The sequence below is a fragment of the Qipengyuania intermedia genome (assembly GCF_019711615.1).
GTDB lineage: Bacteria > Pseudomonadota > Alphaproteobacteria > Sphingomonadales > Sphingomonadaceae > Qipengyuania > Qipengyuania intermedia.
The window spans coordinates 668,591-687,389 of the sequence record NZ_JAIGNS010000001.1; the positions used below are offsets into that span (position 1 = coordinate 668,591).

Sequence of the window (18,799 nt, forward strand, 5' to 3'; positions counted from 1 at the left end):
ATTGTGAACGTTATCAGAATTCTCGGAGAGGCATTTATGACCCGCCATTGGACCTTCGCACTCGCATCCGCCCTCGCGCTCGGCACCGCGCCGGCGGCACACGCGCATAATCATGACGCGGGCGAGGCGCTGGCCCAGGCTCTTGCACCGGAGCGCGAGCTCATCTTCGCGGATGAATTCAACGACGGCGCGCTCGATCGCGACAAGTGGATCGTCATCGGCCCCGATTTCTGGGTGAATAACGAACAGCAGGCATATATCGACGATCCGTCCGTCATCGCCTTCACCGGAGATGCTGCAGGCGCCGAAGGTGGCGCACTGGTCCTGCGCCCGGTCTTCAAGCCCGGCGCTGACACCAAGGCGGAACGCGACGCGCCGTTCGTTTCGGGCAGGATCGAGAGCCAGGGCAAGTTCGACTTCATGCATGGCCGGGCAGAAGCGCGCATCAAGCTTCCCGACAATGTCGGTGTCTGGCCTGCGTTCTGGCTGCTGGGCAACGACAAGTGGCCGGGAACGGGCGAAATCGACATCATGGAATATGTCGGCGAAAAGGACTGGATCGGCGTCGCCCTACACGGCCCCGGCTACTCGGGTGAAACGCCCATCGTGAACAAGTTCTTCTTCCCAGAAGGCGTCGATGTCACCCAGTGGCACACCTATGCGGTCGAATGGACCGACACCCAGATCGATTTCCTGATCGACGATCACGTTCTTTATCGCGTCACAAAGCCCATGGTCGAAAACTATGGCGACTGGCGCTTCGACAACGAGAAGCACCTGATCCTGAACTTTGCCATGGGCGGCGCCTATCCGTTCAAGACGAACCGTATCGAGGAGCCCTATCCCGGAATTCCCGCCGAAACGGTCGAAGCCGTGAAGCGTGGCGAAGTTGAAATGCTCGTCGACTGGGTGCGCGTTTACTCACCGGCCGAGTAGTCAGCTCCACGTCGCCTCGGGCGGCAGGCTCATCAGGATGGCATCGATGTTGCCGCCCGTCTTGAGCCCGAAGAGTGTGCCCCTGTCGTAGACGAGATTGAATTCGGCATAGCGGCCGCGCCATTCGAGCTGCTGGCGCTTGTCCGCATCGTCGAATTCGCTGCCCATGCGCCGGCGCACCAGCTGAGGGAAAATGTCGAGGAAAGCTTCACCGACATCCTTCGTGAAAGCCAGATTGCGCTCGAACGCGGCGTCGTCTTCGCATTCCAGGTGGTCGTAGAAGATGCCCCCTACCCCGCGATGCACACCGCGGTGGGGAATGTAGAAATAATCGTCCGCCCACTTCTTGAACCGGTCGTAATAGGTCGGGTTATGGGCGGCACAGGCAGCGCGAAAGCGGGCGTGGAAGTCCTCGGTATCCTCTTCATACGGCAGTGGAGGATTAAGGTCCGCTCCGCCGCCGAACCACGCCTTGCTGGTCGTCAGGAACCGCGTGTTCATGTGGACCGCCGGCACATGCGGATTGGCCATATGTGCGACGAGGCTGATGCCGGTCGCGGAGAAGCCGGGATTTTCGGCCGTCGCTCCGTTGATCGAACCGGCGAATTCCGGCGCGAAATTGCCCCGAACGGTGGAGACGTTCACGCCGACCTTCTCGAAGACCTTGCCTTTCATAAGCCCGCGCATGCCGCCACCGGGATCGGCGTTGCCCTCCTCTTCGCGCTGCCAGTTATCGTACTGGAACTGCGCATCCGATCCGGCTTCTCGTTCGATCGCTTCGAACTCGGCGCAAATGCGATCGCGCAGGGTTTCGAACCAGCTGCGTGCTGCTTGGATATTATCGGTCCAGTCGGTCATGCGAGAGGCCTTGCCATTCGCAGGCAGCTACGGCAATAGCGGGCCATGGTTCCCCTTTCGTTCGCTGGCGAGGAATGGCTCCTCACGGAGGGTCGTGCGCTCTATTGGCCGCGCGAGCGTGCGCTGCTGGTCGCCGACCTGCACCTCGAAAAGGGCAGCTTTTTCGCTGGGCACGGCCAGATGATACCGCCCTATGATAGCCGCGAGACGCTTGAGCGGGTGGCGCTGGCCATCCGCGAGACCGGCGCGCGGCGGGTCATCACGCTGGGCGACAACTTCCACGATTCGCAAGGCTCCGCTCGGCTCGAACCGCACGCCTGCGGCATGCTGGAAGCCCTCACCAAGGCCGTCGACTGGGTCTGGATCACCGGCAACCACGATCCCGACATGGAGGCACGGTGCGGCGGCACGCTAGTCGAAGAGATCGAGATCAACGGCACAATCCTGCGCCACCGCGCCAAGAAGGGCGAGACCCGACCGGAGCTTTCCGGCCACTACCACCCGCGCCTGCAAGTAAAGGTGCGCCAGCGGATGATCCGCCGACCGTGCGCCGTTGTCAGCGCCAATGAAGGCGCCGACGGAAAACCCAGTGGGCGAATGATTCTCCCCGCCTTCGGCGCTTACACCGGCGGTATGAACGCGGCAGACCCGGCCATCCTGAAGGCGCTGCAACCTGCAGAGCGCATCGATGCCGTGGTTCCGGCGAAAGGCAAACTGGCCCGTTTCCCGCTTTGGAAAGCCGCGTAGCTATCTCCACTAGCGGTTTGCGGTGTTTCACCCTACATAGCCACCACACAAATCGGCAGAATCAGGAGAATGCCCCATAGCCCGTCCACCCCGGCGCAGCATGCAAATGCCCGTGAAAAGCGGCCCGCGCTACGATAACATGATCAATGTCCCCAAGGTCCGCGTGATCGATCACGAAGGTGAGAACCTGGGGGTGATGTACACCCGCGAAGCGACCGAGCAGGCCAACGAACTGGGCCTCAACCTCGTCGAAGTGAGCCCCAATGCGGACCCGCCGGTGTGCAAGTTCCTCGATGTCGGCAAATATCGCTACGAGGCGCAGAAGAAGGCGAACCTCGCACGCAAGACGCAGAAGACCCAGGACATCAAAGAGGTCAAGATGCGCCCGAACATCGATACGCACGACTATGACGTGAAGATGCGTAACGTCGTGAAGTTCATCGAAAACGGCGACAAGGTGAAGTGCACGCTGCGTTTCCGTGGCCGCGAAATGGCGCACCAGCAGTTGGGCATGGACCTGCTCAACCGCGTGCGCGACGACGTGGAAGAGATCGCGAAGGTGGAAAGTTTCCCGCGTCTCGAAGGGCGCCAAATGCTGATGGTGCTGGCTCCCAAGTAAGCCTGTCCGATAACCGGTTCTACGAAGGCGGGGCGTCACATGGTGATTGCCCCGCCTTTTTGGTTCCGAAGAGATTGCTGACCACGAACGTCGCCTATGCTTCGACGAAAAGCATCGGTTCATCGGCAAGCCACATGGCTTTGTTATTACAGAGCCTTGTATTGTCCGGGGGACCTTAGGCGCATCGCTACGTATAGAACGCAGCCATTGCTATTTTGACAGGGATTGACCGTGAAAAACCGCCTTCTTGCTTCTGTAGTCCTGTTTGCGGCTTGCGCGACATCCGCCCCGGCCCTGTCTCAGGAAGCCTCGCCGAATGTGACCTCGAACACTGCGGCGAGTGCTGGCGAGTTCGACAAGTTCGTGCCCCGGCCCGCGAAACAGACCTCGCTCGATTACGCAATCTGGCAGGACGCCCTGCAGTACATGGTGCTGCGCATGGGTCTGTCCACCCGCGAAGGCGCGACCCGTCCCGATCCCACTATCGGCAGCCGCCGCGTCTGGGGTCATGATTCCCGCGTCAGAATGGAAGGCAATCGCATCCCCTTCTCCCTGATGGACGAAGCAGCGATCGCGACCTTCACCGAATATCGCCAGGATCTCGAGCGGGTCGCAACACAGGTGGACATCGCCAGCCTGCCTCGCGCCGAACAGCTCGCCTTCTGGATCAACCTGCACAATGTCGCGATGATCGAACAGATCGCGCTCAATTACCCGCTCAAGGCGCCGTCGCGCCTTCTGCTCGGGGAAAACAAGACCCCGCTCGATGTCACCCCGTTCATCACTGTGAACGGCGTTTCGATGAGTCCCAAGGATATCCGGACCCGCATCGTCTATCCGAACTGGAAGGATCCCAAGGTCATTTACGGCTTCTTCCGCGGCGATGTCGGAAGCCCCTCGATCCAGCGCGAGGCGCATACGGGAGAGAATGTCGATCGCCTGTTGCTCGAAGGCGCGAACGAATTCGTGAACTCGCTTCGCGGCGTGGAAGGTTACGGCAAGACCCTGCTCGTATCCGCGATCTACGAGGAAGCCGCGCCGTTTTACTTCCCTCAGATGGGTGACGATTTGAAGGCGCACCTGTCGCGATACGCCGAGGACGAAGTGAAGGAACTCCTCGCCTCCAAGTCGGAGGTTAAGGTAAACCAGTACGAAGAAACCATCGCCGATCTGGCAGGGGGCCAGCGCGAGCCGACCTACAACACCGTCTACAGCGACGGTCAGGCCAATAGCTTCCGCGTTCCCTCGTCGGTCGCCCGCTATCTGGCCGAACGGTCCGACAAGTACGAGAAGCTGCGCAAGGAAGGCCGGACCGGACGCGTCTTTATCATGCCGGGCGACGGCAGCGACCTGATCGGTGCCGAAGAGGAAGAGCAACAGGACGAGCAGACCGTAACCGAGCCGGTCGAAAGTCCATCCGCCGGCTGACGCCACGCGACATATCAAAGCCCTTGGCCAGATGCCCCGCTCCCGTTAGCACGGAGGGCGGAGGGATGGTTTGAACGCTAAACAGATCGGATTGATCGCAGGGGCAGTTGGGCTACTTGCGGGCATCTTCGCGCCGTTGCCGGTCGGCATGTCGCGCGAGGCCGGGGTCGTAGCAGGGCTCGTCGTCCTGATGGCGGCATGGTGGATGACCGAGGCCATGCCTCTTACCGCCACCGCGCTGATGCCCTTCCTCGTCCTCCCGTTCGCGGGCGTGATGGACGCGAAGGCTACCGCCGGTTCCTATTATTCGCCTATCCTGTTCCTGATCCTCGGCGGAGCGTTCATCGCGCTGGCGATCGAGCGGACGGGGTTGCATCGCCGCCTTGCCCTCGCCCTGCTGCGCGCGGTCGGGAGCGGCAGCCAGACCGGCGTCCTGCTGGCCTTCATGATCACTGCAGCCATCCTCTCGATGCTGATTTCGAATACCTCCACCGCGCTCATCATGATGCCGATGGCCGTCGCCGTACTGGCAGGCGGAGGGTTAGCCGACAGCGAACAGGAAGGGCTGGCCGGGGCCCTGCCGATGGGTATCGCTTTCGCGGCAAGCATCGGCGGGCTCGGCACGCTGGTGGGATCGCCGACCAACGCCATCGCGGTCGGGCTGCTCGACACCCTGACAGGGACAAGGATTACTTTCGCGGACTGGGCGTTCTACGGACTTCCCGTAGTCGCCCTCGGCATTCCCGTCGCCGCATGGTTGATCGCCAGGGTCCAGCGCGTATCTGCCCATCCCTTCGACACCAAGGCCGCACGTGCCGCCATCGATACGCACACTTCATGGTCCAGTGCGGAGCGACGGCTCGTGCCGCTGATCACCGTCACCTTCCTCCTGTGGATGGGCCAGCGCTGGATCGCCCCCTATCTTCCAGCAGGTTCACTGACCGACGGGACTATCGCGATCGGCATGAGCCTGCTGCTGTTCCTCCTGCCCGACGGGACGGGACGTTCCTTGCTGAAGTGGGAAGAGGCAGACAAGGCGCCCTGGGGCGTGATCATGATGTTCGGAGGCGGCTTAGCGCTTGCGGCGGGAATGTCCGCCAGCGGGCTCGCCGACTGGCTTGGCAACGCACTCCTGCCACTCGAGAGCTGGCCGCTCATCTTGGTCGCTCTGGCGATCGTGGCGATGGTTGTCCTCATCACTGAATTTGCCAGCAATGTCGCGACCGCAAGCGGGATCATACCCGTGGTGGCAAGCCTGGTGGTCGCGCTGGGCGCCGATCCTGTCCTCCTCGCCATGCCCGCAGCCCTCGCAGCCAGCTGGGGCTTCATGCTACCGGCCGGGACCGGTCCCAATGCGATTGCCTGGGCGACCGGGCGGATCAGGATCGAGCGAATGGTGAAAGCAGGCATCCTGCTGGATTTGGTCGGCATATTCATGATCGTCTTCGTGGTTTGGGGAATGGCCACCCTTGTCGCTTGAAATGGCGCCCGACGCTCCGTAATCCACGCCCTATTGCTACGGCGTGCGGAGAGGCGCTCCTGCGGAGGTTAGGAGCGGGTGCCGCTTGACCCGAAACCGGCTCCCGCCTTCCTGGGAGCGACGTTGCAGGAAGGATGCTCGCCCATGAGCGACAACGATATCGATCCCACCAGCCCCCGCATGGCGCCCAAGCGCAAGATCCCGGAGGTCGGCGGACGCCCGCTGAAACCCAGCACGCTCATGATGGGGCACGGTTTCGACCCGACTTTGTCGGAAGGCAGCCTGAAGGCCCCGATCTTCCTGACCTCCACCTTCGCCTTTCCCAGCGCAGCCGATGGCAAGCGGCATTTCGAAGGCATTACAGGCAAACGCCCGGGCGGTGCGGACGGCCTCGTCTATTCGCGCTTCAACGCGCCCAACCAAGAAATTCTCGAGGACCGGCTGGCAGTCTGGGATGGCGCGGAAGAGGCTCTGTCCTTCTCCAGCGGCATGACTGCAATCGCCGTCCTTCTTCTCGCTGCCTGCAAGGCCGGTGACGTCATCGTACATTCCGGCCCGCTCTATGCTGCGTCGGAAGGCTTCATTGCCAAGACGCTGGCGAAATACGGTGTCACCTTCATCGATTTTCCCGCCGGCGCCAGCCGCGAAAAGCTCGACGAGGTTATGACCAAGGCGAAGGCCATGGCCGAGGAACAGGGCGGCGAAGTGCCGATGATCTACCTCGAAAGCCCGGGTAACCCGACCAATGCTCTGGTGGACATCGAGGCGGTCAGGGAAGCGCGCGATGCGCATTTCGATCCCGACCGCTGCTCGATCGCGATCGATAACACCTTCCTCGGCCCGCTATGGCAGCGCCCGCTCGACCATGGGGCCGATCTCGTCGTGTACTCGCTGACCAAGTATGTCGGCGGACATTCCGATCTCGTCGCCGGTAGCGTGTCGGGCAAGAAGCGCTTCATCGACGCCATCCGCATGCTGCGCAACACCATGGGAGGCATCTGTGATCCGAATACGGCCTGGATGCTGTGCCGCAGCCTGGAAACCGTCGAACTGCGCATGCAGCGTGCGGGCGAGAATGCCGAGAAGGTCTGCGATTTCCTTGCCAAGCATCCGAAGGTCGAAGGCCTGGGCTACCTCGGCATGATCAAGGACGCGCGCCAGCAGGACATCTACGACCGGCACTGCATGGGTGCGGGCAGCACTTTCTCGCTGCTGCTGAAGGGGGGCGAAGCGGAGTGCTTCCGTTTTCTCGACGCGCTGAAGATCGCCAAGCTCGCTGTCAGCCTCGGCGGGACCGAGACTCTGGCGAGCCATCCGGCTTCGATGACGCATCTCTCGGTTGCGGAGGGGCGCCGTACGGAATTGGGCATCTCCGACAATCTTGTGCGCATTTCGATCGGTATCGAGGACGCGGACGACCTGATCGCCGATTTCGAACAGGCGCTGGACGCAGTCTAGAATGACCACACGCATCGGCTTCCTTGCCTGTGCGGAAACGCTGCCGGGCGCAGGCGAGCGTCGGGGCGACGCATTCGAGCACGATCTCGTTACGGCTGCGCTGCGTCCGGCATTCGGTGAGGCCGGACTGGAATTGGTTGAAATCGACTGGCGCGCACCGCTGGGCGATTTCGACCGCATTCCCCTCGTCCTCCTCGGGACCGCCTGGGATTACCAGGATCATCCCGACGAATTCCTGACGAAGCTCGACCAGCTCGAAACCTCGGGGGTTGCTGTCCACAATCCCGCCCAGGTTGTTCGCTGGAATATGGACAAGGGTTATTTACAGGATCTGGCTGCACAAGGTGCGATGACCGTGCCGACACTATGGCTCAGCGATCTCGATGCCGACGGCGTGGAGGGAGCGATTGATCGGTTCGGGGTCGACCGGATCGTGGTCAAGCGCCGGGTCGGTGCCGGGGGGCTGGGCCAATTCAGTTTTTCTCGCGCAAGTCCGCCTCCAGATGATTGGACGATGGGGCGCCCTTGCATGGTACAGCCGTTCCTGCCGAGCGTGGTCGACGAAGGAGAATTTACCTTCTTCTTCATCGACGGTGTTTTTTCCCACGGGGTTCTGAAGCGCGCTGCCGAGGGCGAGTATCGTATCCAATCGCTTTACGGTGGTTATGAATGTGAATTCACGCCGTCCCCCGCGGACCTCGCAACTGCAAGCAGGGTGATGACCGCCTTGCCCTTCGATCGGCCGCTCTACTGCCGTATCGACATGGCGCGCCTACCGGAAGGCAGCCTTGCGGTAATGGAAGCGGAAATGATCGAGCCGTATTACTACCCGGAACAGGGGCCTGAGCTGGGCCAGCGCATGGCTGCAGCCATCAGGGCAAGACTCCCCTGACAGCCGCCTCACATTTCGAGCGCTACCATGACTTTTGCCGGCAGCGGTTTGGTGAATTGTACGCCGGCTTCGCCACCCCGCGTCCACACCACCTGACCTGCAAAGGCCAGCCGATCGTCGAGTTCGAAAATCACTGTCGATCCAAGTTGCGGAGCTCCGTCGAACAACTCGATGCGGCACCCGCTCTGAGACAGGTCGCACATGATCGCCCGCTCGCGCTTACGAAGCACGATGCAGTCGATGACGAGGTTGCTCGCCGTCCGGTCGAAGATGCGTTGCTGCATGGTCATGGCTGTCTCCACGACCTTATATTTAACAAAAAGCAATAAAGGATTAACGTGCGCTTCACCATTGGAAGCCCCGAATTCAAGGAGTTAGCGGACGCTCAACCCTTCCATTCGCGGCGATCTTCGGCGGATTTCAAGACTTCGTAGGCAAGCGAGTATTTCTGGAATTCGGCTGCGGCATCCGCGTCGCCCGGCTTCACGTCTGGGTGAACTTCCTTGGCCTTGGCCCTGAACGCTTTCTTCACTGCTGCAAAATCGGCATCGGCTTCGAGTTCCAGCACGTCGAGCGCGCGCATTTCATCAGCCGATCTCGATCCATCGCCGCTCCCGCTCCAGCCGTAATGCTGAGCTTCGGCATAGCCGGCATTTTCGGATTTTTCCGCCTTGGCGCGTGCCTCTTTCTCGGCCTTGTCGAGGCCTTCGAAATAGTCCCATTTGCGGTTATATTCGGCCGCATGGGCCTGGCAGAACATCCAGCGTTCCGGACTGTTCGGTGCCTTGGGTGCAGGACAATCGCCCACTTCCTCACAACCGTGACGGTCGCACAGGCGCACCGTGGCCGCTTCGCGGCTGGCCTCGTACCCGCGCCACCTCGGGAAACCCCAATCATTGGATCGCCGTGCCTTAGGCATGGGCGACAGGCACGAGAAAAGTTGAACGAGCGGACATGGACGTCAATCTAGGTAAGCTGGCCAGTTTCGCAACGGCTGGCGCAAAATGCCTTCCCTTGGAATTTGACTTGATGAGGATCGGGCGGGCCGGGAAGCTTTCTCGCTCCAGCCCGCCGCAACCTCATAATCAGTTGATGGTCACCGTCGCTGCACGGCGGTTCTGCGCCCATGCAGATTCGTTCGAGCCGAGCGCAACCGGGCGTTCCTTGCCGTAGCTAACCGTACGGATGCGGCTGGCAGGAATGCCGACACTGACGAGATAGTTCTTTGCCGCGTTTGCCCGACGCTCGCCCAAGGCGAGGTTGTACTCTCGCGTACCGCGCTCGTCGGTGTGTCCTTCGATCGTGAAGGTGACGCTCGGATACTGGCTGAAATACTGCGCCTGGCGCTGCAACTTGGCAGAGTCTTCCGCATCGATGTTGTAGCGATCGGTGTCGAAATAGACGACCGTATTCATCTGGCCGACCGCAGCGAGGAAGTGCTCCATGCTGCCGACAGTCGGGCCGGCAGGCGTAGTGGTCGTCGGCGTGGTCGTCGTCACATCTTCGGGCGGCGGCGGCAGTTCTTCGGGTGCTTTCTTCTGACAGGCAGCAAGGGCCAGTGCAGAACTCAACACGGCGGCAGTGGCAATACGTGTATTCATTGGCTGTCCCCTTTGTAAAACAGCTTGTTGCAATCGGTTTGCCCCCGATTGAATGGCGCCCCCACGCTTACTCAAATGCATTTACGGCAGGATCGGTCCCCAAGCCGGATCGGACGCATCCACCGGCGTCGGCAGCTTGCGCTCGTTTTCTCCGGTGAGGTCCACCTGCCACAGCGAGGTGCGCCCGCTGTTGCGTTCAGTCCGGAAGAACTGGATGATGCGGCCATTGGGTGCCCAGGTCGGCGCTTCGTCCTGCCAGCCGCGGGTCAGCTTGCGGAAGCCACGCCCGCTCGGGTTCATGACCGCCACGTTGAAATCACCTGCAATATGCGTGAAGGCGATCTGATCGCCGCGCGGGCTCCATTCCGGCGTAGCGGAGCGTCCACCGAAGAAAGACAGGCGTCGCTGGTTGGAGCCGTCCGCATCCATGACGTAGATCTGCTGGCTTCCCGAACGGTCGCTTTCGAAGACGATCTTGCTGCCGTCGGGGGAAAACGATCCGCCGATGTCGATGCCCGGCGCGTCTGTCAGACGCTCGCTGCGGCCGCCACTGGCCGAGACACGGTAGATGTCGGTGTTACCGCCGACTGCCATGGAATAGAGGATATAGCGTCCATCGGGGCTCCACCGCGGTGCAAAGGTCGGATTGTCGCTCTGCGTGACTAGTGTCTGCCGGCCCGTTCCAATGTCGTAGACGTAGATGCGCGGATTGCCGTCGACATAGCTGAGATAGACCAGCTGGCGATAATCCGGCGAATAACGCGGGGTCAGCGCGGTCGAACGGCCCGTCGTGATGAACCGGTGGTTGGCCCCGTCGCTATCCATGATGGCGAGACGCTTGGTACGATTATCCTTCGGGCCCGTTTCGGCGATGTAGGCGATACGGCTGTCGAAGAACGGACTTTCTCCAGTCAGGCGCGAATAGACGAGATCTGCGCATTTGTGCGCTGCACGGCGCCAGTCTGCAGGCGCAACCACCCAGCCTTCTGCGACCAGCCGGTCCTGCAGGGCCATGTCGTAGAGATAGCAGCCTACGGTCAGGCGATTGTCGCTGCGCGCACGGACATAGCCGTGGACCAGCATTTCCGCGCCGCGGGTCGACCAGGTCGCCCAGTTCGGCGAGGTAATGTTCGCAAATGCTGGCGTCGGAAGGGAATCGGGGCCCGTCGGCTTGAACAGCCCGTTGTTGCGCAGGTTCGAGGTGATGACCCGTGCAAGTTCCACACCGAGCGCCGCCGTACCGTTTGCATTTGCAGGCGTCGCCACATCGCGGTCGGTGGCAAACGCCGGAATGGCGATACCGAGGTCGTCGAGATTGCCTTCGAAGCTGACCGATCCGGTCAGCCCGCCCTCTTCTTCGATGGTTTCGACCGCCTGGCCTTCCTGCATCGGTTCGCCGAGGTCCTGGTTCTGCGCCGCAAGCGGAGCAGCGAAGAGTGCGAGCGGGATCAGAACTAGGTATTTCATTGGGCAAGTCTCCAGTCGAAGCCGAAGGGTCCAACCACCTTCCAGGCCTCATAGTATTCTTCGGGCAATTCGAACGGCGCGGCCAGCTGTACGGCGCGAATGGCTTGCTCGCCATGGCGGCCGGCTTGCGCGCGATTGGTATCGTTGACCCCGGTCTGGCGGACGACGGTGGGCCTGCCAGCAAGGCTTCCGTCGGGGTTGAGCTGGAACCTGAGGAAGGTCGTGATCTGCTCGACTTCCGGGCCGCTGGGTGGCTGCCAGTGCGGCTTGATTTCGCGCGAGATGCGCTGGACCAGCGACGCCTTGGCGCTGGCGCCGATCTGTGATGCAGGGACGCGCGTCTCGTTGGTCGTGGTGCTGTCCCCCGCGCCAGCCAGGAAATTGTCGCCCACCCGCGATCCACCGGAACGTTCGGTACGGCGAGGCTGGGTTTGCTCCCGCGGTTGCTCCCGCCGGGGCTGGGGCCGAGTTTCACGCGCCGGTGCCGGATTCGGCTGCACGCGCGGCGTTGGCCGGTCGACTTGCGGTGTGTCCGGTGCCTCGAGCATCTCGGGAGCAGGCGCAGGGCTGTCCGACAGTTCGGGCGCAATGGCGGCACGGCTTTCCGGCACGGGTTCTGGTGCCGTAGCCTCCAGCCCGACGTCCTCCGCCAGGCTCACTGTCATACGTTCAGTCCGCGGAATCTCGGCGGCGGGCATCAACGCCTGCACAAGCAGCGCCGCCAGCAGGGCGAGGTGAAGCCCGACCGCAATCAGCAGCCCGGTGCGTTCCTCGGTCCTGATGCCTATCCTCTCCATAAACGCTGGCTATTCCTCGCCGGATGAACCGGAATTGACCGGCGCACTGGCCTGGCCGCCATTCGTGACCAGCGAAATGCGGTTGAGGCCTGCGCGGTTCAGTTCGCCCATAACGGCCATGACCCGCCCGTAATCGAGCGACCTGTCGGCTCGCAGGGTGATGTCGGGACCCTCTCCCTGGCGCGGTATATTTTCCAGCGCGGCAGGGAGGCCGCCGACAGCGATCTGGGTATCGTCGATATAGACGTATCCTTCGGAATCTATGCTGATCGAAACCTGCTGCGCTTCCTGCGGGAGAGCATTGGCGCGGCTGTCCGGCAGCTGGATCGGCACACCTGCGGTCAGCAGCGGTGCAGTGACCATGAAAATGATCAACAGGACGAGCATGACGTCCACGAACGGCGTCACGTTGATTTCCGACATGGGACGGCGCGAACGCCCCCTACCGCGCCGCGATCCCTTGGAGGAGGCGAGGCTCATCGCCATATCAGCGCTGCTCCAGCTGGCGGCTGAAGGTCGCGTAAAGTCGGTCAGAGAAACGGTGTAGGCCGGCTTCGAACCGTTCGACCGAATGGCTGAAGCGGTTGTATGCGATCACTGCCGGAATTGCCGCAAAAAGGCCGATCGCCGTTGCGAAAAGCGCTTCGGAAATACCGGGGGCGACCACGGCCAGCGAGGAGCTTTCCTGCGCGCCGATCTGGAAGAAGCTGTTCATGATGCCCCACACCGTGCCGAACAGGCCGACGAAGGGTGCGACAGCGCCTACTGTGGCGAGAAAGTTAAGCCGCTCCGCAATATCGTCGGCTTCGAGAGCGACCTGGCTTTCCATGGCCGTGGCGATGCGACTGCGCAGCCCTTCGCGGTCGCGTATCTCGCTTTTCGTCGACTTGCGCCATTCGCCGACAGCTGCCTGGGCGACGCGGGCAGACGGGACGTCCTTGTTCCCCCGCTCGGACATGAAGCGATCGAAATTCTCGGCCTGCCAGAAATCCTGTTCGTACTTCCGAGTGCGGCGACGCATGGTCTTCATGCGCAGGGAAAACGATACGATGATGGTCCAGACCCAGATGCTCGCCAGGATCAAGCCCAGCATGACAAGCTGCACCACGATATCGGCATCGAGGAAAAGCTGGATGGGGTCGAGCCGGGTAGGAGCAGCCGCAGCAAGCGTATCGAGTGTGATCATCGGTCCTCTGGTGTTCCTGTAAAACGCGCGAATGCCGCGCGCCATTCGTCGGGCTGGCGTTTCGGCCGCCCTTCCAATGAAATGAAGCCGACGCGCAAATGTGCCTCGGCAAGAAGTTCATCGCCCCTGAATGCCTTCTGGTGCATCCGGCAAGAGGCGGCTTTGAGCTCGGTGCAGCGCGTCTCTATAAGGACGTCGTCGTCGAGCTTGGCCGGGCGGAGATATTTGAGATTCACCTCCGAGAGGGCGTAGGCGCCCTCGCTGCTCTCGATAGCGGCACGCTGGTCGATATCGAGGCGGCGCAGCAAATCGGAGCGCGCGCGCTCGAACCAGCGCAGGTAATTCGCGTGATATACGATGCCCGAGAGGTCCGTGTCCTCGTAATAGGCGCGCACGGCATAAAGATGCCGGTCGCCTTGAATTACACCGTCGGGGAAATTGGGCAGTGACATTTATGACGGCGCTCTAGCGCAGCGAGGATTCGCGGCAAAGCGGCAATTCGTCTGTTTTACATGAACGGGGGTGAAACGAGATTCCCGCGCGACGAAATCTATCGCGCGATCATCGGCCCCAGCGTCTGCCCGCCGAAAATATGCACGTGGAGATGGGGTACTTCCTGCCCGCCATGCGCGCCGATATTGGCCATCATCCGGTAGCCCGGCTCTACCAATCCCTTGTCGCGGGCGACCTTGCCGACTGCACGGACGAAACCGCCGATTTCCTCATCGCTCGCCCGCTCGCTGAAATCGTCCCAGCTGACGTAGCGTCCCTTGGGGATGACGAGCGTGTGCACTTCGGCCTGGGGGTTGATGTCCTCGAAAGCGAAAGCCCATTCGTCTTCATAGACCTTGGTCGACGGAATTTCGCCGCGCAGGATCTTCGCGAAGATATTGTCGTCGTCATAGGGCAAGGTCGGGTCGATCGGCATCACGTACTCCTGCTGGCTTTCTCGTCGAGCCCGGAGACGCCTTCGCGACGGTCGAGCTCGGCCATGACCTCTTCGAGCGAGACGCCCTTGTCGGCGAGCAGCACCATCAGGTGGAAGATCACATCGGCAGCTTCGCCGACCAGCTCCTCGCGGCTGCCGGAGAGCGCTGCCACGCAGGCTTCCACTGCTTCTTCGCCAAGCTTGCGCGCCATGACGGGCGTTCCGCGATGCGAGAGCTGCGCAACATAGCTCGACTTGGGATCGGCCTTGCGGCGTTCTGCAATTGTCGCTTCGAGACGGGTCAGGGTTTCCATGAGGCCCTCCTGCACCGATCAGCCGCGTGCAGGCAAGCCCGCAGCACGCAAGGCGCTGTGAGCTTCGGCGACGGTGTGTTGTCCGAAATGGAAGATCGACGCTGCCAGCACGGCACTCGCATGGCCTTCGGTCACCCCGTCGACCAGGTGCTGGAGTGTTCCGACACCGCCGCTGGCGATTACCGGCACCGAGACGCTGTCCGCGATCGCACGGGTGAGTTCGAGGTCGTAACCCTGCTTCGTTCCGTCACCGTCCATCGAGGTGACGAGCAATTCGCCTGCGCCCAGTTCCGCGAGCTTCTGCGCGTGTTCGACCGCATCGATGCCGGTCGGCTTGCGCCCGCCATGAGTATAGATTTCCCAGCCGCGAAAGCCTTCGCCTTCGGTCTTCGCACGCGCATCGACGGAGGCGACCACGCACTGGCTCCCGAATTTTTCGGCAATCTCGCGCACGAGTTCGGGGCGGGAGACAGCCGCGGAATTGACCGCCACCTTGTCTGCGCCCGCGAGCAGCAGGGCGCGCGCGTCCTCAACGCTTCGCACGCCGCCACCGACGGTTAGCGGCATGAAGCAAACAGCAGCGGTGCGTCGCACCATGTCGAGCAGCGTTCCGCGTCCCTCGTGACTGGCGGAAATGTCGAGAAAGCAAAGTTCGTCCGCGCCCGCACGGTCATAGGCCTGCGCCTGCTCCACCGGATCGCCTGCGTCTTTGAGATCGACGAAGTTGACCCCCTTCACCACACGCCCGTCGCGCACGTCGAGGCAGGGTATGACGCGGATACGAACGGTCATGAGAGCCAGCTCCAGACCACGCCTGAGATATACCAGAGGGCAATAAGCATGAGAAAAACTTCGAATCCGAAATTGAGGAAAAACCTAGCCGGCTCCTCGGTTCGCTGGGCCGGATTTCTCCGGCCTGCCGTTTGCTCCTGCCACGCTCTCAAAACGATGCGCGATTGCCCAAGGAACAGGGCCGCGGCAATGACGGTCAATAGAATGCCGAAGAGGATCACGCCCGCGCCGCCATTGCCAGCGCTGCCGCCAAATCCAGCCGCCCGTCATAGAGCGCACGTCCCGTAATCACGCCTTCGATGCCTTCCTTAGCATGGAGCGAGAGGACGTGGATGTCTTCCAGCCCCTTCACCCCGCCGCTGGCGATGACGGGGATGTCGACCTGTCGGGCAAGGTCCACGGTCGCATCCAGGTTGACTCCCTTGAGAAGCCCGTCCCGGCCTATATCCGTAAACAGCAGCGCGGCGACACCTGCATCCTCGAACCGGCGGGCGAGGTCCACGACCGGCACATCGGACACTTCCGCCCAGCCCTCGGTCGCGACCATGCCGTCTTTCGCGTCGACAGCGACGACGATGCCGTTCTCGAACTCGCGGGCCATGTCCTTGACGAATTCCGGGTCCTTGAGCGCCGCCGATCCCATGACAATGCGCGAAACTCCCGCATCGAACCAGCCTTCGACATCTTCGCGCCGCCTGATGCCACCGCCCAGCTGGACATGGCCGGGGAAGGCCTCGACGATGCGTTCGACGGCTGCACGGTTCTGCGCCGATCCGGCGAAAGAGCCGTCGAGATCGACCACATGGAGGTGGCCCGCGCCAGCTTCGGCGAAAATCTTTGCCTGAGCAGCGGGATCGTCACCGTAAACGGTGGCACGATCCATGTCGCCTTCGGCAAGGCGCACGACCTGGCCCGCTTTGAGGTCAATGGCGGGGAATACGATCATGGTTTCCACTCAAGAAAACGGGTGAGGAGCCCGAGCCCAAAGCCCTGGCTCTTTTCGGGATGAAATTGCACGCCAAGCAAGTTGTCCCGGCCGACTGCCGCAACGAGGCCGCCTCCGTGGTCGGTCATCGCGAGCACGTCGCGGCCCCGGTCGGCATGGAAGTGATAGGAATGGAGGAAATAGGCCTCGCCTTCCTCGACCACTGCATGATCTTCGGCGTGATGGGTAAGTGCGACGTCGTTCCAGCCCATATGCGGGACCTTCACGCTTTCATCGCGCGGATGGATCAGGCGCACCTCGCCGCCAATCCAGTCCAGACCGGGCGTCTCGCCGTGCTCGAGACCGCGCGTCGCCAGCAATTGCATGCCGACGCAAATACCCAGAAAGGGGGCCCCGCCGACGAACACCCGCTCGTGCATCGCCTCGATCACTCCGTCTTCGGCGCGCAGACCGGCTGCACAGGCACCGAAACTGCCAACGCCCGGCAAGACGATCCGGTCGGCCGCGCGCAGCACGTCGGGATCGGCAGTTACCGTGACCTTTGCCCCGACCTTGCGCAGTGCGTTCTCGACCGAATGCAAGTTACCCGCGCCGTAATCGACGAGGGCGATCACCTCAGCCACCCAACTGCCCTTTCGTGCTCGGGATTGCCCCACCCTTGCGGGGGTCGATTTCGCAGGCGATCCGCATTGCGCGGGCGAAGCCCTTGTAAATGCTTTCGCAAATATGGTGGTTGTTGGTGCCGTAGAGCAGTTCGATATGCAGCGTCAGGCCGCAAGTCTGCGCGACAGAGTGGAACCAGTGTTCGATCAGCTCGGTATCCCATTCACCCAGCTTTTCCTGGCTGAAACCCGCTTTCCACACGAAATAGGGACGCCCGGAAATGTCGAGCGCGACGCGTGCCAGCGTTTCGTCCATCGGCGAATAGGCGCTACCGTATCGCGCGATCCCGCCCTTGTCGCCAAGCGCCTGGGCAAGCGCCTGCCCCAGTGCCAGCGCGCTGTCTTCGGTGGTATGGTGCTGATCGACATGAAGGTCGCCGTCGACCTTCATGGTGACGTCGATAAGCGAATGCTTCGAAAACTGTTCGACCATGTGGTCGAGGAACCCGATACCGGTGGAGATATCGTAGGAGCCGGTCCCGTCGAGATCGACCTCGACAAGGATTTTCGTTTCGGCGGTGTTTCGTTCGATACGGCCTGTTCGCATGGCCCGCGCTATAGGCGAGCCACCGCTACGCGCAAGAAAATGCAGCTACGCGGGCGGCAAACACAGGCTTAAACCGCTTGACCCAAGGGCCGCGGAGTATCACCTAGGGGCGCATGAGCGACGAGACGCCCGACAGCCTTATTCCCTACGACACGATCGTACAGGAAGCCCTGCGCGCCGTGGTCGGCCGCGTACTCGGTGAAATCGAAGCGGGCGGCAGCGAACTGCCGGGTGCACACCACTTTTATATCACCTTCAAGACCCACGCTGCGGGCGTATCGATCCCCGACAGCCTGCGGGAACGCTTCCCGGACGAGATGACCATCGTCCTGCAGAACAAGTTCTGGGACCTGAATGTGCGGGAAGATGGCTTCAGCGTCGGCCTGTCTTTCAACCAGATCCCCGCCGCCCTCGACATTCCCTATTCCGCCATCACGCAGTTCGTTGATCCGGCAGTGGACTTCGGGCTTCAGTTCCAGGCGACCGTGGCCGATATGGCCCCTGCCCCGACCGACCCGGCCGGCAATGATGAGGAACAGGCCGAGGGTGCGCCCGTTGAAGGTGCAGAAGACGGCTCCAATGTCGTCACGGTCGATTTCGGCCGCAAGAAATAGAGGCGCGGCCATATCCCGCGCCAGCAAGGGGCAGGACATGGGCTTTTCCAGCAAGAAAAAACCGAACCACATCACCGATCGCGCGGCTGATGCGCTCGAGAAGGCGACCGACAGCAATCCGTCGCAGGACGATCCGGTACCGGGGCCAAGCTCCAACCCGTCGACCAATCTGATCATCAACGACATCCTGCTTCGCAGCGTCGGGCGCCTTTCGCGGCTGACGGTCGAAAAGATGGTACTTGGGCGTCAATACGGCAGCCAGTTCGCCAAGGACGCGGTCGAGAACCGGTCTATCGTCCACACGCTGGCAGCCTATGGCGTGACCAAAGTCGCAACCAAGTCTGTGCCCGGCGCGATTGCGGTCTCCTCGGCCCTTGCCCTGAAGGTTCTCTTCGACAGGAGCCAGTCACGGCGAAAGGCTCGCCGGTCGGGTCAGAAAGTGCTTCGCAAGCAAGCGAAGGAAGACAGCGCCGTGTGATTTCTCGCTCGCGGGCTTGATCATTGCCCGCGAGATGCGCCAACAGCGC

At 61.9% G+C, this 18,799-nt stretch carries 25 protein-coding genes; 9 read left to right on the top strand and 16 right to left on the bottom strand.

The window, feature by feature from the left end:
- The first annotated feature begins 36 nt into the window (after positions 1-36).
- On the top strand, positions 37-936 hold the full coding sequence (locus K3179_RS03260) for a glycoside hydrolase family 16 protein (RefSeq protein ID WP_221562446.1): 900 nt from the start codon (positions 37-39) through the stop codon (positions 934-936).
- On the opposite strand, the gene hemF is transcribed toward K3179_RS03260, so the two are convergent.
- Positions 937-1,794, bottom strand: coding sequence for an oxygen-dependent coproporphyrinogen oxidase (gene hemF, locus K3179_RS03265; RefSeq protein ID WP_221562447.1), 858 nt, complete (start codon positions 1,792-1,794; stop codon positions 937-939).
- A gap of 45 nt (positions 1,795-1,839) precedes the next feature.
- Here hemF and pdeM point away from each other — a divergent pair, with 45 nt between their 5' ends.
- The 6 genes from pdeM to K3179_RS03295 all read left to right on the top strand — a co-directional run bounded on the left by pdeM (position 1,840) and on the right by K3179_RS03295 (position 8,418).
- The gene (pdeM, locus tag K3179_RS03270) at positions 1,840-2,541 is read left to right on the top strand and encodes a ligase-associated DNA damage response endonuclease PdeM (protein WP_221562448.1); all 702 of its coding nucleotides are present in this window, start codon (positions 1,840-1,842) and stop codon (positions 2,539-2,541) included.
- Between the two features lie 100 nt (positions 2,542-2,641).
- Positions 2,642-3,160, top strand: a complete 519-nt coding sequence (gene infC / locus K3179_RS03275; RefSeq protein WP_090477735.1) for a translation initiation factor IF-3 — start codon at positions 2,642-2,644, stop codon at positions 3,158-3,160.
- A 318-nt stretch (positions 3,161-3,478) separates the two neighbouring features.
- Positions 3,479-4,588, top strand: a complete 1,110-nt coding sequence (locus K3179_RS03280) for a DUF547 domain-containing protein (RefSeq protein ID WP_221562449.1) — start codon at positions 3,479-3,481, stop codon at positions 4,586-4,588.
- Between the two features lie 70 nt (positions 4,589-4,658).
- Complete coding sequence (locus K3179_RS03285; RefSeq protein ID WP_221562450.1) at positions 4,659-6,068, top strand: SLC13 family permease; 1,410 nt, start codon at positions 4,659-4,661, stop codon at positions 6,066-6,068.
- Positions 6,069-6,212: 144 nt separating this feature from the next.
- Positions 6,213-7,526: a cystathionine gamma-synthase family protein gene (locus K3179_RS03290; protein WP_221562451.1), complete on the top strand. Its 1,314-nt coding sequence runs from the start codon at positions 6,213-6,215 to the stop codon at positions 7,524-7,526.
- A 1-nt stretch (position 7,527) separates the two neighbouring features.
- Positions 7,528-8,418 carry an ATP-grasp domain-containing protein gene (locus K3179_RS03295; protein ID WP_247712782.1) on the top strand — a complete coding sequence of 297 codons (891 nt, stop codon included), beginning with the start codon at positions 7,528-7,530 and terminating at the stop codon, positions 8,416-8,418.
- 8 nt (positions 8,419-8,426) lie between these two features.
- Here the strand turns inward: K3179_RS03295 and K3179_RS03300 are convergent, their stop codons facing one another.
- The 15 genes from K3179_RS03300 to hisB all read right to left on the bottom strand — a co-directional run bounded on the left by K3179_RS03300 (position 8,427) and on the right by hisB (position 17,658).
- Positions 8,427-8,708: a PilZ domain-containing protein gene (locus K3179_RS03300; RefSeq protein WP_221562452.1), complete on the bottom strand. Its 282-nt coding sequence runs from the start codon at positions 8,706-8,708 to the stop codon at positions 8,427-8,429.
- A 95-nt stretch (positions 8,709-8,803) separates the two neighbouring features.
- Positions 8,804-9,337, bottom strand: a complete 534-nt coding sequence (locus K3179_RS03305) for a J domain-containing protein (protein WP_221562453.1) — start codon at positions 9,335-9,337, stop codon at positions 8,804-8,806.
- A gap of 166 nt (positions 9,338-9,503) precedes the next feature.
- On the bottom strand, positions 9,504-10,019 hold the full coding sequence (pal, locus tag K3179_RS03310) for a peptidoglycan-associated lipoprotein Pal (RefSeq protein WP_090477722.1): 516 nt from the start codon (positions 10,017-10,019) through the stop codon (positions 9,504-9,506).
- Between the two features lie 81 nt (positions 10,020-10,100).
- Positions 10,101-11,486: a Tol-Pal system beta propeller repeat protein TolB gene (tolB, locus tag K3179_RS03315; RefSeq protein WP_221562454.1), complete on the bottom strand. Its 1,386-nt coding sequence runs from the start codon at positions 11,484-11,486 to the stop codon at positions 10,101-10,103.
- Complete coding sequence (locus K3179_RS03320) at positions 11,483-12,283, bottom strand: energy transducer TonB (RefSeq protein WP_221562455.1); 801 nt, start codon at positions 12,281-12,283, stop codon at positions 11,483-11,485. The genes tolB and K3179_RS03320 overlap by 4 nt, the downstream gene beginning before the upstream one ends.
- 9 nt (positions 12,284-12,292) lie before the next feature.
- Positions 12,293-12,769 carry an ExbD/TolR family protein gene (locus K3179_RS03325; protein ID WP_221562456.1) on the bottom strand — a complete coding sequence of 159 codons (477 nt, stop codon included), beginning with the start codon at positions 12,767-12,769 and terminating at the stop codon, positions 12,293-12,295.
- Position 12,770: 1 nt separating this feature from the next.
- Positions 12,771-13,469 carry a protein TolQ gene (gene tolQ / locus K3179_RS03330; protein WP_221562457.1) on the bottom strand — a complete coding sequence of 233 codons (699 nt, stop codon included), beginning with the start codon at positions 13,467-13,469 and terminating at the stop codon, positions 12,771-12,773.
- Positions 13,466-13,921: a YbgC/FadM family acyl-CoA thioesterase gene (locus tag K3179_RS03335; protein WP_221562458.1), complete on the bottom strand. Its 456-nt coding sequence runs from the start codon at positions 13,919-13,921 to the stop codon at positions 13,466-13,468. The genes tolQ and K3179_RS03335 overlap by 4 nt, the downstream gene beginning before the upstream one ends.
- Positions 13,922-14,019: 98 nt before the next feature.
- The gene (locus K3179_RS03340; RefSeq protein ID WP_221562459.1) at positions 14,020-14,397 is read right to left on the bottom strand and encodes a histidine triad nucleotide-binding protein; all 378 of its coding nucleotides are present in this window, start codon (positions 14,395-14,397) and stop codon (positions 14,020-14,022) included.
- Positions 14,397-14,711, bottom strand: a complete 315-nt coding sequence (locus K3179_RS03345) for a phosphoribosyl-ATP diphosphatase (protein ID WP_160596253.1) — start codon at positions 14,709-14,711, stop codon at positions 14,397-14,399. The genes K3179_RS03340 and K3179_RS03345 overlap by 1 nt, the downstream gene beginning before the upstream one ends.
- An 18-nt stretch (positions 14,712-14,729) precedes the next feature.
- Entirely contained in the window at positions 14,730-15,503 is a 774-nt protein-coding gene (gene hisF / locus K3179_RS03350) for an imidazole glycerol phosphate synthase subunit HisF (RefSeq protein WP_221562460.1), read from the bottom strand.
- On the bottom strand, positions 15,500-15,724 hold the full coding sequence (locus tag K3179_RS03355; protein ID WP_221562461.1) for a hypothetical protein: 225 nt from the start codon (positions 15,722-15,724) through the stop codon (positions 15,500-15,502). The genes hisF and K3179_RS03355 overlap by 4 nt, the downstream gene beginning before the upstream one ends.
- A complete protein-coding gene (gene hisA / locus K3179_RS03360; RefSeq protein WP_221562462.1) occupies positions 15,721-16,449 on the bottom strand; it encodes a 1-(5-phosphoribosyl)-5-[(5-phosphoribosylamino)methylideneamino]imidazole-4-carboxamide isomerase in 729 nt (242 codons plus the stop codon). Before hisA ends, K3179_RS03355 begins: the two co-directional genes overlap by 4 nt.
- Complete coding sequence (hisH, locus tag K3179_RS03365; RefSeq protein WP_221562463.1) at positions 16,446-17,072, bottom strand: imidazole glycerol phosphate synthase subunit HisH; 627 nt, start codon at positions 17,070-17,072, stop codon at positions 16,446-16,448. The genes hisA and hisH overlap by 4 nt, the downstream gene beginning before the upstream one ends.
- Positions 17,065-17,658, bottom strand: a complete 594-nt coding sequence (hisB, locus tag K3179_RS03370) for an imidazoleglycerol-phosphate dehydratase HisB (protein WP_090477685.1) — start codon at positions 17,656-17,658, stop codon at positions 17,065-17,067. The genes hisH and hisB overlap by 8 nt, the downstream gene beginning before the upstream one ends.
- A gap of 113 nt (positions 17,659-17,771) precedes the next feature.
- On the opposite strand from hisB, the gene K3179_RS03375 reads away from it, so the two are divergent.
- Positions 17,772-18,272: an SspB family protein gene (locus K3179_RS03375; RefSeq protein WP_090477681.1), complete on the top strand. Its 501-nt coding sequence runs from the start codon at positions 17,772-17,774 to the stop codon at positions 18,270-18,272.
- Between the two features lie 37 nt (positions 18,273-18,309).
- Positions 18,310-18,750: a hypothetical protein gene (locus tag K3179_RS03380; protein ID WP_221562464.1), complete on the top strand. Its 441-nt coding sequence runs from the start codon at positions 18,310-18,312 to the stop codon at positions 18,748-18,750.
- Positions 18,751-18,799: the final 49 nt, after the last annotated feature.